14 protein-coding genes, 1 tRNA gene and 1 pseudogene are annotated in these 15,468 nt (G+C 37.2%); 5 read left to right on the top strand and 11 right to left on the bottom strand.

Annotated features, from left to right (window positions below):
• Positions 1-32: 32 nt before the first annotated feature.
• Both Xbud_RS08815 and Xbud_RS08810 read right to left on the bottom strand, forming a co-directional pair.
• Positions 33-1,247 (bottom strand): tyrosine-type recombinase/integrase, encoded by a 1,215-nt coding sequence (locus tag Xbud_RS08815; protein WP_099135714.1) that lies wholly within the window; start codon positions 1,245-1,247, stop codon positions 33-35.
• Between the two features lie 193 nt (positions 1,248-1,440).
• A tRNA-Ser gene (locus Xbud_RS08810) sits at positions 1,441-1,528 on the bottom strand.
• A 182-nt stretch (positions 1,529-1,710) separates the two neighbouring features.
• On the opposite strand from Xbud_RS08810, the gene tusE reads away from it, so the two are divergent.
• A complete protein-coding gene (gene tusE, locus Xbud_RS08805) occupies positions 1,711-2,040 on the top strand; it encodes a sulfurtransferase TusE (RefSeq protein ID WP_099135713.1) in 330 nt (109 codons plus the stop codon).
• Between the two features lie 15 nt (positions 2,041-2,055).
• Here tusE and yccX read toward each other — a convergent pair whose 3' ends face one another.
• Complete coding sequence (gene yccX / locus Xbud_RS08800) at positions 2,056-2,334, bottom strand: acylphosphatase (RefSeq protein ID WP_099135712.1); 279 nt, start codon at positions 2,332-2,334, stop codon at positions 2,056-2,058.
• A 297-nt stretch (positions 2,335-2,631) separates the two neighbouring features.
• Here yccX and hspQ point away from each other — a divergent pair, with 297 nt between their 5' ends.
• Positions 2,632-2,952, top strand: a complete 321-nt coding sequence (gene hspQ / locus Xbud_RS08795) for a heat shock protein HspQ (protein ID WP_176551317.1) — start codon at positions 2,632-2,634, stop codon at positions 2,950-2,952.
• Between the two features lie 82 nt (positions 2,953-3,034).
• Here the strand turns inward: hspQ and Xbud_RS08790 are convergent, their stop codons facing one another.
• Both Xbud_RS08790 and helD read right to left on the bottom strand, forming a co-directional pair.
• Positions 3,035-3,448 carry a CoA-binding protein gene (locus tag Xbud_RS08790; RefSeq protein ID WP_099135711.1) on the bottom strand — a complete coding sequence of 138 codons (414 nt, stop codon included), beginning with the start codon at positions 3,446-3,448 and terminating at the stop codon, positions 3,035-3,037.
• Positions 3,449-3,597: 149 nt separating this feature from the next.
• Positions 3,598-5,694 (bottom strand): DNA helicase IV, encoded by a 2,097-nt coding sequence (gene helD, locus Xbud_RS08785; protein WP_099135710.1) that lies wholly within the window; start codon positions 5,692-5,694, stop codon positions 3,598-3,600.
• 66 nt (positions 5,695-5,760) lie between these two features.
• On the opposite strand from helD, the pseudogene yccS reads away from it, so the two are divergent.
• Positions 5,761-7,256: pseudogene (gene yccS, locus Xbud_RS20175) on the top strand (YccS family putative transporter); the annotation flags it as partial.
• A 399-nt stretch (positions 7,257-7,655) separates the two neighbouring features.
• Complete coding sequence (locus tag Xbud_RS08770; protein ID WP_099135707.1) at positions 7,656-8,801, top strand: hypothetical protein; 1,146 nt, start codon at positions 7,656-7,658, stop codon at positions 8,799-8,801.
• A gap of 141 nt (positions 8,802-8,942) precedes the next feature.
• Here the strand turns inward: Xbud_RS08770 and Xbud_RS19800 are convergent, their stop codons facing one another.
• The gene (locus tag Xbud_RS19800; RefSeq protein ID WP_169923048.1) at positions 8,943-9,089 is read right to left on the bottom strand and encodes a hypothetical protein; all 147 of its coding nucleotides are present in this window, start codon (positions 9,087-9,089) and stop codon (positions 8,943-8,945) included.
• 602 nt (positions 9,090-9,691) lie between these two features.
• Between Xbud_RS19800 and Xbud_RS08765 the strand changes: the two genes are divergently transcribed.
• On the top strand, positions 9,692-10,285 hold the full coding sequence (locus Xbud_RS08765) for a lytic polysaccharide monooxygenase (protein ID WP_099135706.1): 594 nt from the start codon (positions 9,692-9,694) through the stop codon (positions 10,283-10,285).
• Positions 10,286-10,445: 160 nt separating this feature from the next.
• On the opposite strand, the gene Xbud_RS08760 is transcribed toward Xbud_RS08765, so the two are convergent.
• From Xbud_RS08760 to nrdB, 5 genes are all read right to left on the bottom strand, one after another.
• The gene (locus Xbud_RS08760) at positions 10,446-10,880 is read right to left on the bottom strand and encodes a lysozyme (protein ID WP_099135705.1); all 435 of its coding nucleotides are present in this window, start codon (positions 10,878-10,880) and stop codon (positions 10,446-10,448) included.
• A gap of 668 nt (positions 10,881-11,548) precedes the next feature.
• A complete protein-coding gene (locus Xbud_RS08755) occupies positions 11,549-11,989 on the bottom strand; it encodes a hypothetical protein (protein ID WP_145956618.1) in 441 nt (146 codons plus the stop codon).
• Between the two features lie 826 nt (positions 11,990-12,815).
• Positions 12,816-13,586 carry an N-acetylmuramoyl-L-alanine amidase gene (locus Xbud_RS08750; RefSeq protein WP_099135703.1) on the bottom strand — a complete coding sequence of 257 codons (771 nt, stop codon included), beginning with the start codon at positions 13,584-13,586 and terminating at the stop codon, positions 12,816-12,818.
• Between the two features lie 482 nt (positions 13,587-14,068).
• Positions 14,069-14,335, bottom strand: coding sequence for a class I ribonucleotide reductase maintenance protein YfaE (yfaE, locus tag Xbud_RS08745; RefSeq protein ID WP_099135702.1), 267 nt, complete (start codon positions 14,333-14,335; stop codon positions 14,069-14,071).
• Position 14,336: 1 nt separating this feature from the next.
• Positions 14,337-15,467: a class Ia ribonucleoside-diphosphate reductase subunit beta gene (gene nrdB, locus Xbud_RS08740; RefSeq protein WP_099135701.1), complete on the bottom strand. Its 1,131-nt coding sequence runs from the start codon at positions 15,465-15,467 to the stop codon at positions 14,337-14,339.
• Position 15,468 lies beyond the last annotated feature (1 nt).

The raw sequence follows: 15,468 nt of genomic DNA, 5'->3' as shown, positions 1-15,468 counted from the left end.
TTTATGTTATTTTTCTTAAAAAATCTCTATCTTTATGCCCTTTTGCCAAATTTTCCGATCAGCACATTTTCGCCTCGTTCCAGCATCTCCATATAATCCGCATACCATTGCAGCATTTCCCGACGACCATCCAGATATTGAGCGTGGTTGTAAGTGCCTCGGATGCTGTTTTTATCGACGTGAGCTAGCTGTTTTTCAACCCATGCAGTGTTGAAATCTTGATCATGCAGAATGGTACTCATGGTATGGCGGAACCCGTGGCCTGTGGCTCGTCCTGAATATCCTATACGGCGGATCATGGTATTGATTGCCATATCTGATATATGCTTTCTGTAATCTGTCCGGCTTGGGAAAACATACTGATAACTGCCGCTGATAGGCTGAATCTGCTTCAATAAATCGATAACTTGCTCTGATAGTGGCACTACATGAGTGCGGCGCATTTTCATTTTTTCGGCTGGAATTGTCCAAACAGCCTTATCTAAATTAATCTCTGACCATTCAGCTTTACGAAGTTCTCCCGGACGAACACCCGTTAATATCAGCATTCGCAAAGACGTTCTGACTATCTGACTTCCCATATATTTATCAATGGAACGGAGAAATTCAGGTAATTCATCTACTGAAAGGTGAGCGTAATGTTCGCGTTGATGAGGGATAAAAGCACTCGCTAAATCTGGAGCTGGGTTATATTCTGCCCTGCCAGTAATAATTGCATATGTCCAAACTTCACCACAGCGTTGGCGAACTTTCTTTAATTTATCGGTGACGCCTCTCTTTTCCATAATAGAAAGGAGGTCTAATAATTCGAGGGGTTTTATTTCAGCAATCGGGCGATGACCAATATAAGGGAAAACGTCTTTTTCGAATGCGTCCATCATATCTTCACGATAACCAACAGACCACCTGTCTTTTCTTCCCTCGTACCATTCACGCGCAATGCTTTCAAAGGTATTACTGATTTCTCCCTGAGCTGCCAATTTCTTTTGTTTTTTATCTTGGTTGGGATCAATACCTTCGGCTATCAGTTTCTTGGCTTCATCACGTTTTCTTCTGGCCTCTGCCAACGTAATAAGCGGAAAAGTACCAATAGCGAGTAACTTTTCTTTTCCTGCAATTCTGTATTTCAGTCGCCAGTATTTAGAACCGGTTGTCTTTACCAGCAGATATAAACCGCCGCCATCCGATAGCTTAAAATCTTTATTTTGGGGTTTTACTGTTTCAACTTGTCGGGCTGTTAGTTTCATATTTCTAGCATCCTTGCCCCTCACAGTAACGGGGGTATTTTTTTAGGGGGTACAGAAAGTTACCCCTATATATACCCCCTGACTGGGGTACATTGCAATAGATGCCAGTAGACGTTAGTAGAGCTTTATTTGGGAGTTTTCGTTGATTTTACTGGGAAAAGTAGACTTTAAGAGATGCTGCTAGAAGTGTAGATGGCGGAGGAGGAGAGATTCGAACTCTCGGATGGTTTCCCATCGGCGGTTTTCAAGACCGCTGCCTTCAGCCGCTCGGCCACCCCTCCGCGATGTCGAGCACTATAAACATCACTGTTCCCAATGTAAAGTATTTATATGTTCAATTGATGTCAAATTGTTCATATTATTGTTTATTGGATCATTTATTCAGCATTTATGATGATCTTTCTTGGGAACAAAGGTGATTTTTGCTAAATTGCCGCCATCATTATAGATTGGTTAAAAAGTTATGTTGGTATTTGAAGGTCGTGAGATCGAAACTGATGCACAAGGTTATCTGAAAAACAGCAGTGACTGGAAAGAAGCTATGGCACCATTGCTTGCTGGGCAGGAAGATATCACTTTGACCGAACAACATTGGGAAGTGGTTCGTTTTGTGCGCGAATTTTATGAGGAGTTCAACACTTCTCCTGCTATCCGAATGTTAGTCAAAGCAATTTCACAGAAATATGGCGAAGAAAAAGGAAATAGTCGCTATCTTTATCGCTTATTTCCCAAAGGGCCAGCAAAACAAGCAACTAAAATTGCAGGTCTTCCAAAACCAGTAAAATGTATCTGAATCAGACATCCGTCTTTAATGGCGGATGCTGAAATCGTCCATTTCTTTCACCTCACAAAACTGCGATTGAAAATGTTCAATCTTTGACCCCGAAGGCCCTCCCTGCTCTAACCAATGGATTAATTTTTTGATTTGCCCCTCATTACCACAAGCAACTATTTTGACACTACCATCATTCATATTGCGAACATATCCCAACAGTTTATTCTGTTTTGCCCAGTGATATGTTTGATAACGAAAGCCAACTCCCTGTACTCGTCCATATACATAAATAGTGATACTTTGAGTAGTCATCTTTTGTCTCCCCACAAGCAAAATTGGAGAAATATCCTCAGTCACCTAATAGGACATGTTGCCGAAAGTGCGTTTCTTTTTCCTTGTGTAACCGTTCGAAATTTGTTGGGTATAATAACTTTGGCATACTAAGACCACTTTTAGTATTGTATTTTATATACACAACAGCTAACCTGAATTATGAGATGGTGATCACATACCATCCTGAATGCAAGATTCCGGTTACCGGGTGTGCGCTTGAAATTTACCTTTTTGCCCTTATATAAGAGTGATTGCAAGGTTTCTCTGGAGGTGACTATGATGATCGCCAGCAAATTCGGTATCGGCCAGCAAGTTAGGCATAAGTTGCTAGGCTATTTGGGTGTTGTTGTAGATATTGATGCTGAATATTCTTTAGAACAACCGCAGGAAAATGATATTGCATCTAATGCTACTTTACGTTCAGCTCCGTGGTATCACGTTGTGATGGAAGGTGATGATGGGCAACCCGTTCACACCTATTTGGCAGAGGCACAATTGACTTACGAGATATCAGATGACCACCCAGAACATCCTTCTTTGGATGAGTTAGCTGAGTCTATCCGCAGCCAATTGTTAGCCCCAAGGTTAAGAAATTAAACAAATCTCTTCTCTTTACTGAAAATAATTTTAACAATTCTGGTAAAGAAAGGCGGTGAAACAAAAACGAACATCGCCTTCTTTATTTTTCCAATCCTAAACGGGGAATTTCAATTTTTGGGCAGCGATCCATGACAACGTTTAATCCCTTATTTTCTGCCAGTAATTTTGCTTCATCATTAATTACCCCTTTTTGTAGCCAAAGCACTTTTGCCCCAATAGTAATAGTTTCCTCAGCAACACCATAAGCAGCAGTTGCATTGCGGAATACTTCAACCATATCAACTGATTGTCCGATATCAGATAATTGCCCCACTACCATCTGTCCCAATAATGTTTTTCCCACTAATTTAGGGCTGACCGGAATAACGCAATATCCCTGATTGAGTAGATATTCCATGACTTTATAACTCGGCCGTTCCTGTTTCTCACTCGCCCCGACTAACGCGATGGTTTTGACCTTTTTCAGAATATTTTCTATGTACTGATCACTCATTTAATCCTCCTTTATGCCTTTCATTATCAACTCTCCCCTTTTTACAGAAAAAGTCGATATTCTTGTACCGGACTATCAAGGTTATCTGCATGAAAAATTAAAATAGTTTCAGCCATCAATAAGGATAGAGTCTGCCCTCTCCCGAAAACCTAAGGTTTACGCTGGATTGGAACACCCAATTGAGAGAGTTGGTGAATAAAGACCGATGGGTTCTTCGACTCCTGCATCAACCATACCTGTTTTTTTGCCCTTGTCAGTGCAACATACAAAAGGTAACTCTCTTCTGCATCAGAAAATTTTTCAGGTTGTGGCAATAACACCTGTTCTAATACAGAACCTTTCTCTGATGCAGGAAAACCATCTCTACCTTGCCGTAATCCCAAGACAATTACGTAATCTGCCTGTTGTCCCTGGGATTCATGGATCGTCATGAATTTAATATTCAAATTCGGCCAACGGGTAGAAGATTTTTTCATTAGATCAGGCTTAAGGTGATGGTAACGAGCCAATAACAAGATGGTCTCTTCGTTAGTGACATAACCACTCATTTTGTTCAGTAATGCTTCCAGTTGCTCTTCCGGCAAGATTACAACTGATTTTTTATTCCCTTTTCTTAAATTATGAGTGGTTAGTTTACTGCATGAATGGCTCACTTGATGGGGATATTGCCGGATAAATCCATTAGCAATTTCACCAATGTGATCATTAAAACGATAAGTGGTATCCAAAATACACTCAGTAACCTCGTCAGAAATACTCTCATCAGAAATACTTTTACCGAAAACCTCTTCAGCAAAATAAAAAGTCGGGTTTGTATCATTAATTTGATAAATTCCCTGCCAATCATCTGCAACAGCAAATATATTACTTTGTTTATTCTGTACTCTCAGTGCTGCCAATAACCTGACGCTTAATGGAGAGATATTCTGAAAATCATCCAGCAAAATATGTTTCCACGGGCTAATGAAACGCCCTTTTCCCAGAACATTTATTGCCTGATAGATCAAACCAGAGAAATCCATCGTCCCTTCTGTCTTTAATGCTGATTTCCAGGCCTTCAGTAATGGTGCCATAAGACGTATGCGTTTTTGAAACAGGCCAGCATGTTCAGGCAAAGCCTGCTCAATCATCTCTTTCTGGCTGCCACCGTGCATTCTTATTAGCCCCAGCCAGTGTTCCAGACGACTGGATAAACAAGTCTGCACTTGTTTATCATGCCAGTATTCTCCATACGGTAATTGCCAGTCCAGCTCTTCTTCCAACCATTCTCGCCAACCTTTTGCCTGCGCTTTTTTTTCATTGCACTGTTTTTGCCATTCCCGAATGAGAAAATCACGGCGCTTTTGAGCATTAGTTTCTAATTCGCTGATTTTGGTAACATGATTACCGGCTTGCCGAATAATATTGAGTGCCAGTTCATGGAATGTTTGCGCTTTTATCTCTTTTGTTTCCAAACGTAACTGAATACGTTTATTTATCTCATCAGCCGACTGACGCTCGCAAGAGAGTAATAAAATCTGTTCAGGACGTGCCTGTTGGCGTAACAATAACCATCCAGCACGCGCAACTAAAACAGAGGTTTTCCCACTCCCAGCACTTCCCAAAACTAATATGGATTTTTCACCGTTAACTACGGCCCGGCACTGAGAATGATTAAATGACAAATTTTCTATGGACTGGAAAAACTCACCATATTGTTCCAACATGCGCTCAACCCACTGCTGGTTTATGAGCTTTAATTTTCTTTCTCCTTCATTCAACCAGTCCAAACAAATCTGATAGTTATCACAGCAATTCTCAAATTGTTTAACTCTTTGTAAGGGTAAAGGGAGGGATTGAAATGTTTCCTGGATTTGTTGCTGCAATAAAGACAAATCTGCTATTTTAATCCAACGGTTCAGTTGCCTGATTTTATCAATTTGATTTACCTGGGCAGCCAATACATCAGCACTGACATCACTCATATCAAGGCTCCATGCCTGCCATTTTTTCAGTAAATAATGATAAAAATGCTGTGTTTGCTGCCATTCAGTCCCATGTAACCGGACAACTTTTCCTTCAGGTAATTCAAATTCCAGTTCCCCCCAGACAATCCCTCGCTTACACTGAACATTAATTAATTGATTAAATGGAATTAGGTACTGATGCTTGTCACCACTGACTTCAATGCCAGCATTAAGCAAACGCACCCGATTATATGGATGCCGGGCAAGTCGTTGACCAATTTGTGTTGATTTTAGTTCCATTGTAATAGCACCGTACCTGAAAATTGTTGAGCGCCCCGCTCATATAAATGTTATTAGGAGTATTTTGTGCTAACGGTTTTTTCCAGCGCCCGCCATTTTCTGTATAACAATCACGTTCTCTATTATATTCGTATATTCATTGCGCTAACAGGAACAACTCTCGTTCCCTGGTTATTGCAGGAAGAACCCAAAATCACGATCCCATTCACTTTAGGCGTCGTTGCCCGCAGCATTAACAGATTTGGATGATCGCTTAGTCGGCCGTTTACGCAACCTTGTTATCACTTTAATCTCCTTCTTTGCTGCCTCTGTATCCATCACTCTGCTTTTTCCTTATCCCTGGCTTTTCTTTTTTGGTCTGGCAATCTCTACCTGTAGTTTTATCCTGCTCGGCGCTTTGGGGCAACGCTATGTTACTATTGCCTTCGGCGCTTTATTGATTGCTATTTATACCATGCTCGGTGCATCCATATTTCCTGTCTGGTATCAGCAACCTTTATTATTACTCACTGGTGCAATTTGGTATAACTTGCTGACATTGGCGGGGCATTTACTGTTTCCTATTCGCCCATTACAAGAAAATCTGGCCCGTTGTTACCACCAGCTTTCTGCATACCTTTACACCAAAACGAATCTGTTTGACCCCGATTCTGAAGCCGAAGAATATAAACAAGCTGTATTTGATGTTGTTATGGCTAACAGCACATTAGTTACAGCACTCAATCAGGCCAAAATAGCTTTATTAAGTCGTCTGAAAGGGGATCGAGGACAACAGGGAACCCGTAAGACTCTCCACTATTATTTTGTTATTCAGGATATCCATGAACGGGCCAGTTCATCCTACATTCAATATCAAAAGCTACGGGAAACGTTGCGTCACAGCGATATTCTATTTCGTTTCCAACGATTATTATCCATGCAAGCACACGCCTGTGAGCAAGTTTCACAATCCATTATCCTGCGTAAACAGTATCAGCATAGCTCACGTTTCAAGAATGCTTTCAACTATCTTGAAAACTCGCTGGAGAGATTAAAAAAACAAGCAAATAGCTGACGCTAAGATAAACATATTCAATAATTTACTGAATAACTTACGAGCAATTGATACTCAATTAGCAGGGCTCAGTTCTGACCAATATTTCATTTCCCCAGGATTCTCTTACATTGATAAGCAAGGCAGTAATAAGCAAAGCAATGAGAATCAAAACCATGATAAACAAGAAGATACACAATTATCCGATGAAACCTTAACGGGTTGGCGTGATATTTGGTTTCGGCTCCGCAGCAATCTGACACCAAAATCAACCCTGTTCCGCCATGCTATTCGTATATCTGCTCTGCTATGTACTGGTTATGCGATTATTCAACTGTTTGATTTACAACGGGGCTATTGGATCTTGCTGACCAGCCTATTTGTTTGCCAACCTAACTATAGTGCAACCCTCCGTCGTCTTGCTTTCCGTGTTATTGGCACGCTGGCAGGCATTTTGATTGGGTTACCCATTCTCTACCTTGTGCCTTCTATTGAAGGACAACTATTTTTGATCGTGATTTCAGGTGTGACTTAATGGCGCAATCTGTCATGTTGAATTTGCATTACAACAGAACAGAATCGATATTGAGCCTCTTCAGGATATTTCAGAGCATTTGATCAAAAGAAGTAATCAGCTGACCTCTGATAACAATAAAATCCAACTTGTATTACAGCAGGTGGGGTTATTGATTGAATTATTACCGGAAATTGTTACATTAAAAAAACAAATTAATAAACAGGAAAAATATTAAATGATAGAGTTATTTATTCAATTGTTACGCCTTTGTTTAACAAACATAAAACGAATCCTGTCTCAGCCAAGGCAGCTTTCGTAAGATTTCAAACCGCCACCATGCTCGAACAGCGTACTTCACAATGTGATAATGACCTGTTTTTATTTGTGAATATTCCTTTATGAGGTAATGATATGTTACAAAATAATCCATATATCATTTTTGATGCTGACCCATTTTGTTTTGGCCCTATATCCACCACACTTAATATAGTAGAACAATTAAGAACCAGAAAAAGATTAAGATCAGGAACTAAAATCATTTTATTAGGCACTCTTACCTCCACACAATTGAGCCATAAATCCAACCTTTTTGATCAAATTTATGAGTGCGATACGACTTCTTGTACTGCTCTCTCCCACTATACTGAAATCATTGCAGGAGCCAAACTGTATATCACCAATACTAATCCAAACTCAATTAATTTTGTTTCTAATTTAGGAACACCTATTATCTATATTGATACTTTATTTTGGATGTGGGATTCGCTACCTGTTGATCTACGCCATATAGAGAAAACATTTATTCAAAATTTCCATGGAGTGGAGTTTAAAATCGCAAAGTTTCATAGTAAGCTGGGAAATTATCAGGTAGTTCCTCCCATTATTCATAGCTCTGTGTACCAATATATGATGGATCCCTCCGAATCTGACGGCATCCTAATCACACTAGGCGGTATTGATACTGTTTATGCTGACACCTCTGACTTCTATTTCCATTTTCTTCAAGATTTACTGACTATTTCCAATCTAAATCAGGAGCCCAATATCACTATTGCCGGTGGTGGAAATACTATTAACAAACTGGCAAATTTATTCGCCAAAACACATCCGCATATTAAAATTAGCTGCCTTGAACGGCAGGATTTTCTGCAAAGACTACATCATGCCCGTAAGGTTTTGGCAAACCCTGGGTTAACAACTTTTTATGAATGCACAATACTTAATAAAGATGTCTTTTTTTTGCCTCCACAGAACTATAGCCAGCAGTTGCAATTAGAGATTTATCTTAAAAATTATTACTCAAATGAATACGGCTTTTTATGGAGTCGTGAATATGGTTATCCTGATATTCCAGCCGATATACCTGAAAAAGAAGGAATACGATTAATACAAGAGTGTCAAAATTTATTCATAAGTAATTCAAAGGAACGACAACGATCCATAGATATGATCAATATTTTCTTAAAAAAAGAAAAATCAAAAACAAATTTTAATAATGAATGTTTTAAAAATAATGAAAATAATATTATCGCCAATTATATTGAAAATAGAATTTAAAAAATCGAAGCCATTCCGTCGACAAATCAGATCCAATACCTCTGATCGATTGGTCCTGCGAGTGATTTCTTTCAGAGATTTACCTGCGTTTTGGCAGTGGTTTTCTCTGTCCATTACGAACTACACTATCAGAGGATTGAGTCATTTTCTTCCCCAACAACATCGGCAGGGAAAAACCTCAGCGAGTGCCGGATGCACTTTAAAAAAACTGCCATGTACACTTGTAACAACAACTTCAGTATCTGATTGAACGATCATATCCTCTTTTTCTTCATTGTTATTTATCATATTTCACCTATAAATAATGAGTTTAATTGATGCAGTTTTCCCGAAAGAAAATGTACTTATTAGGCGAATCCAAGCGTGATACTTATTATCATAATGAAAACCATCACATTAATAATAAAAAATCATCTCCCTATTTTATGGGCATTAGTCCAAATTCACTCCATGATGCTCAAAACATATATAAAATTACACTTTGAGCAATCATAAAATCCAAATATCAAAAACAGGCAATGACATAAATTGTGTGTTTTACTATTCCGATTTAATTTTACTGGTGCGTACTTAAACTTTTACTTATTTTCTACACACTCTTATTTCGCTCATTCCTCTCTCTGTTCCAGGGAAGAATTTTATCCCTCCGCATTAAAATCTATTATAGATAAATGAAAACTCTTCCCATATGATTCTCATCAGGCCAATTGGAGTTCTTTCTATTATACTTCTATCATAAATTATGTATTTATAACTTAATAATTTTATTATAAACATTTGTATGAATTATTATGTCAGATTAATTAAATTCATAAAATCTACTTAATATAATAAATATTAGTAAATTTACTCACTTTACAGTCAAGTACGGAAAAACAGGAAATTTAATCATGAACATTAAAAAGTCATTATTTTTAGTGGGATTGACAGCTTTATATACAATCCCATTATCTGCTAATGCTGAAACCCACAGTCGCCATGGATATATAGAGAATCCTCCAAGTAGGGCTCTTCTATGTAAAAAAGGTATCAATAAAAATTGTGGGCCTGTCATGTATGAACCCCAATCTGTTGAAGGTCCTAAGGGCTTTCCTGAAGCTGGGCCTCCTGATGGTCAAATTGCCAGTGCAGGCGTTGGACAGTTTAAACAACTCAATGAACAAAGTGAAAATCGTTGGCATCATGTCCCTATCAACAAAGGCCAAAATGTATTTAAATGGCATTTAACTGCACAACATAGTACAACTTCATGGCAGTTCTTTATTACTAAACCTAATTGGGATCCTAATAAGCCTCTTACTCGTGCACAATTTGATCTCACTCCTTTCTGTTCGCAAGAGGATAATGGAAAACGACCATCACAAGAAGTTAATATAACGTGTGAAGTACCAAAGCGCTCAGGATACCATGTTATTCTTGGCGTTTGGACAATCGCTGATACAGTTAATGCTTTCTATCAAGTTATTGATACTGATATAAAATAATATTGGCAAATAGTAATTATGTGCTGGTATATCACCAGCACATACTAGTGACTGGTGTGAGTATCAGGTTAGTTCATTGATAAATTATGTTGGTTAATAAAATGGCATATTGCAAAGTCCACATCGCTATTTATCTCGTCTGGCATTCTTGGTAATAAACTCACGACAAAAACATTTCTTGTTCAGATTTTCTACGAGCAAGTAAGGCTGGTAGTTGATTCCCGTCAACTTTATCCCATTTCAGAAATTCCTGTGCAGCTTCTTGATAATTACCATGATTCAATTTTTTCAGTAATGTCGAGTGAATAAAGTTTCCAATTCCCACGTTAAAAATAAGCGAACATAGCGCATCAAATTGCCCTTGTGTTAAAGGCACTTTAACAAATTGTCGTAATACAGCATAAATAGGATTTAAATCTTCACGCAAAAATGCCTCAGCTTGTTGTTTTGTGATTACTTGTCCGGGCACTACTCCTTTTGTGTGTCCATAACCAATTGTCCAAGGCTCAGCCCCAGTAGCAGGATCAGGGTATGCTTTTAGTCTCAAACCCTCATGACTTTTTATCTTATTGATGCCATTTTCACTTATTTCCATAAGCTATCTCCAATAGTCTGGCTTATCATCAGGTTAAGATCCACCCTATGGATAAAGTATAGACAGCAAAAAAATTCCTACGGTCATATCACAATATGAACAATAAAAAACAACAAGATAGATTGAATACTTCTTTCTAAATTAATAAAAAATTATTTATTTTCAAATGATTAAATTAAATTGAAGAAAAATTTTAAATTTTAAAAAAAATTTAATAAATACCTTGACTCTTTTCATTTTGAGCATAAAATGCTTCACAGACTCTAGATTTTCGTGAAGTAAATCACAATTTGTCATTCTCAAGGGAAATCATCATGCAATCTGTAAAATCTTTCCTCTCTAATGTACATTGTGTCGTCATTCGTTTGTCAACAAAACGCTTTATATAAAAACTGTGTTAACACAGAGAAAGCAAGCCAGTTCAAACACAATAACTGGCTTTTTTATTAACCTCGTTTGGATACTATTCAATTGTGCAGAACTTTTCATTATTTGGCACTCCCCAAATAATCTGATCTATACAACAATAAATGAATATATTCCTTTAAGAGATATAATTGTTAAGCGGACTCAGATCAGTATAATTAATATAGAATAAAAATAATTAGTTGATAGACTTGATAACCTCTTTTGAGGAAAGATTATAATATAAATCTTCTTGATATTGCTTATGACTGTTTGACACAATATTCCAAAGATAAGATATAAGCACCTTTTATACCAGGAATACTTATTTTGGAAATAAAAAATTCATTTTTACCTGGCCTAAAATACCCCAATCCATGACCTTTTCCACCATATATTAAGGTATTCTCGCCTATCTCAGAAAGTTCTTTGTTATTTAATATCCCAAATTGGGTTATAGGCATTAATTTAGGGCTAACAAAGATTTCTGGTTTTATTTCATGAATAGTAAAGCTTGCATTTTTATAGGAAACTCTGACAGTATCCTGATTAGTTTGAAAGAAGTACATCCCATCATTTTTGACAGTGGCATTATTTAATTCTTTATTTATCCTACACAAATATTCACCATCATGAGGTGATTTTGCTTCCGCAATATTACATATCATAGCTACTCCCCCCATCGCCACAACGATGACAGCCAACAGTCTCCCCATTTTAAGCTCCTGACAATTTTTGTACTGAACAGCCCTTGTAACGAATAGTAAAAAACAGATAAAACAAGCTTATATAATTAATCAAATATAAGTTCCCTAGAGGGAATTATTCAGATTAGATGAACATTCATCAAAGAGCAAGGTAGAAACCAAATAATCAGAAAAATATAACAGACTAAAAACAAATAATTTTTGTTTCAAGAAAACCGAGAAGAAACAAAATGGTGAAATTATCTCCCTGTCTATTGAAATTAGACATTAAATTAAAACAACCAATCAAAAAACCCAATAATACAATTAATTATCTTTCATAAAATATTCCAACTTCCACTTTTAAACAATAAAATACAGCAATATATGTGATTCAGGTAGAAAATTTTACTTGAGATAAATCTTATCTTAAAAATCGCTATGTTTTTTAGTAAAAATATTAAACTTATCGAGATTCCATAATCTAAATGGAAATTTTATCATCTTGAATATCACTATTCAGTTTAATTTCCTACAAAAAATGTAACTTTTCTCAATTAATAAATGCCAACAAAAAAGATCCCCTGATATTACATTGCAAAACACTAATCCTCTCCATCTTCCAAGTTGTCGCTTTACTGGCTTCACTACTCTTTACCACTCTTCCTCGGTCATATAATTATCTATATTCCTTCAGAGCCATTCCTTTGCCATTACGCTGCACCTTAAAACCCATCAAGAATGTGTTTAATACAAGGTAATTATCAGGGTGTTAATTATAGTTATTATTTATATTTTAGCTGATTAGATATAGTCTTACTCCTCAGTATGATGACATAAGTGATTATACTTTATGGAAATATTTCTCAACTAGAGAATATATAATTGCGATAGTTTCTATATCTGGGATCCCGTCATAGTTTGATTGACGGAAGTGCATTTGAAATGCTTTAACCAAGCCTTGATATCCATCGTTTTCATTTGCACCAGAAATATCATAACCATACTGGCTGAATTTCTTTAAAATCTTATCTTTATCAGGAAAAGATTGCTCAAACTCTTCAATATATTTTTGTTTAGTCTCTTCGTCGTACCATGCACCAACCCCTGCTTCATATAATTCTTTCCAGGGAAAAGCAGGGCCTGGATCACTTTTCCTACCCACAACAATATCAGAATGCCCGATAACGTGAGTTGGAGTAATATCTGGATATCGTTGTAGTATATTAATTGCCAACTCTTTAATTGCATTAACCTGATCCGGATGATACGGAGGGAAGGTCATGACCCCGCAATCATCACTGGCTTCATTAACAACTTCAATACCAATAGCTGTATCATTCAAATTGTTTCGGCCTGACCAAATACTGATTCCCGCATGCCAGGCTCTTTCAATTTCATCAACCAAATTAAATATACGTACTCCCTTGAACCCTGCTTCCTTATATGTTTGATCATCTGGGTTAGGTACTAAATAATGCACACTAACTGATTCTCCTGTTAATGCCTCAATAGATTTCTCGAAATTTAAAGCAGTATAATGCATCACTAAAAATCGAGGACGTCGGTTAAAACCTTTAATTGAACGGTACGAATTATAATCAATTTTATACATAGTTATGCTCCTTACATTTTTCTTAGCTTATAGATTATATTGAGTAAATTATATTTATCTTTTATTTCCCAGAATTTCTATAAACAGTTATTTGAAATCTATAACATACTTATATTCAGTCAATATTTACTGAAATAGCTAAAATCGCTTTTCTGATATATACAACAGGGGATTCAAAAGGTAATACAATAGCAAATGGATGAACCCAAAGGCATATAGATAATTATATACTTGATACCAGATCAGATAGGAAGAATCAATAAATAAGCAGATTAAATTAAAATTATGAAAAAATTGATGATCGGTGTATGTAACCACACAATTTTTTTCTTGTTAAATCAGAAAGATAAAAAAATAAGTGAACATATCAACTTATGACTCTGATATGTTCACAATTAAAGGCAAGCTTGATATTGCAAGACAGAAAGGATTATTAATCCTTTCTGTTAGGATAACAATTGTCATCATCAACGATGAAAAAACTACAGCTCAATTTCGATATCAGAAAGGGGATAGCAGCTGCAAGGTAAGATTTCACCATCATTAACAAATGCTAACGGCTTACAAGGATACCCTACCTTCCCTTTCACTAGCCTTACCCGGCAGGAACCACAATACCCCTCACGGCATTGATATTCAGTCTGTACTTTACCTTGTTCTAAAGCTTCCAACAGGTTACTGTGCAAACTGGAAGAATAATAGAGAGATAATCCCTGCCCGGAAGGCAGGGTAACTTTGTAATCAGCCATATCAGAGTTCGAAACCGCTGAGATCCTCAGTATTGACTTCCGAATCAATCTGACCGACCAAGTAAGAGCTGACTTCGACTTCCTGTGGAGCCACCTGAACATTATCAGAAACCAACCACGAATTAATCCAAGGAATTGGATTAGAGCGTGTTTCAAATGGCAACTTCAAGCCCACCGCCTGCATACGAATATTGGTAATATATTCAACATACTGGCACAAAATATCTTTGTTCAGACCAATCATGGAACCATCTTTGAAAAGATAATCCGCCCACTCTTTCTCTTGCTCTGCCGCCTGTACAAACAGGTCATAACATTGCTGTTCACATTCTTGGGCAATTTCTGCCATTTCAGGATCATCCTGACCAGAACGCAGCAAGTTCAACATGTGCTGAGTACCTGTCAAATGCAAAGCTTCATCACGGGCGATTAATTTGATTATCTTCGCATTTCCTTCCATCAATTCACGTTCAGCAAAGGCAAATGAACATGCAAAGCTGACATAGAAACGGATTGCTTCCAGTGCATTAACACTCATCAAACATAAATAAAGCTGCTTTTTCAGTGCACGCAGACTAACTGTTATTTCTTGACCAGCAACGCTGTATGTACCTTCACCCAACTGGTGGTAATAGTTGGTCATTTCGATCAAATCGTCGTAATACTTCGAAATGTCTTTCGCACGCTTCAAGATCTGCTCATTTGCCACGATATCGTCAAATATAACCGCAGGATCATTAACGATATTACGGATAATATGCGTATAAGAGCGCGAATGGATTGTCTCTGAAAATGACCATGTTTCAACCCACGTTTCTAATTCAGGAATCGAAATTAATGGTAGAAATGCTACATTCGGACTACGTCCTTGAATAGAATCCAGTAATGTCTGGTATTTTAGGTTACTGATAAAAATATGCTTTTCATGATCTGGTAACCCATTGAAGTCAATGCGATCACGGGAAACATCAACTTCTTCTGGACGCCAGAAAAACGAGAGCTGTTTTTCGATCAATTTTTCGAAAATAGGATATTTTTGCTGATCATAACGCGCTACGTTCACAGATTGGCCGAAAAACATCGGCTCCTGCAATTGATCATTTTTTACTTGTGAAAAAGTGGTATAAGACATA

It is taken from the genome of Xenorhabdus budapestensis, from assembly GCF_002632465.1.
Lineage (GTDB): Bacteria > Pseudomonadota > Gammaproteobacteria > Enterobacterales > Enterobacteriaceae > Xenorhabdus > Xenorhabdus budapestensis.
Note: the sequence above shows the minus strand (reverse complement) of the source record. Positions and strands in the feature narration are given on the sequence as shown.

Bases quoted from the DNA above. Each gene is read 5' to 3' on its own strand.
- Xbud_RS08750 (WP_099135703.1), bottom strand. From the start codon at position 13,586: ATGTATAAAATTGATTATAATTCGTACCGTTCAATTAAAGGTTTTAAC.
- Xbud_RS08765 (WP_099135706.1), top strand. From the start codon at position 9,692: ATGAACATTAAAAAGTCATTATTTTTAGTGGGATTGACAGCTTTATAT.
- Xbud_RS19800 (WP_169923048.1), bottom strand. From the start codon at position 9,089: ATGATAAATAACAATGAAGAAAAAGAGGATATGATCGTTCAATCAGAT.
- yccX (WP_099135712.1), bottom strand. From the start codon at position 2,334: ATGACTACTCAAAGTATCACTATTTATGTATATGGACGAGTACAGGGA.
- Xbud_RS08770 (WP_099135707.1), top strand. From the start codon at position 7,656: ATGTTACAAAATAATCCATATATCATTTTTGATGCTGACCCATTTTGT.
- Xbud_RS08790 (WP_099135711.1), bottom strand. From the start codon at position 3,448: ATGAGTGATCAGTACATAGAAAATATTCTGAAAAAGGTCAAAACCATC.
- helD (WP_099135710.1), bottom strand. From the start codon at position 5,694: ATGGAACTAAAATCAACACAAATTGGTCAACGACTTGCCCGGCATCCA.
- yfaE (WP_099135702.1), bottom strand. From the start codon at position 14,335: ATGGCTGATTACAAAGTTACCCTGCCTTCCGGGCAGGGATTATCTCTC.
- hspQ (WP_176551317.1), top strand. From the start codon at position 2,632: ATGATGATCGCCAGCAAATTCGGTATCGGCCAGCAAGTTAGGCATAAG.
- nrdB (WP_099135701.1), bottom strand. From the start codon at position 15,467: ATGTCTTATACCACTTTTTCACAAGTAAAAAATGATCAATTGCAGGAG.
- Xbud_RS08760 (WP_099135705.1), bottom strand. From the start codon at position 10,880: ATGGAAATAAGTGAAAATGGCATCAATAAGATAAAAAGTCATGAGGGT.
- tusE (WP_099135713.1), top strand. From the start codon at position 1,711: ATGTTGGTATTTGAAGGTCGTGAGATCGAAACTGATGCACAAGGTTAT.
- Xbud_RS08815 (WP_099135714.1), bottom strand. From the start codon at position 1,247: ATGAAACTAACAGCCCGACAAGTTGAAACAGTAAAACCCCAAAATAAA.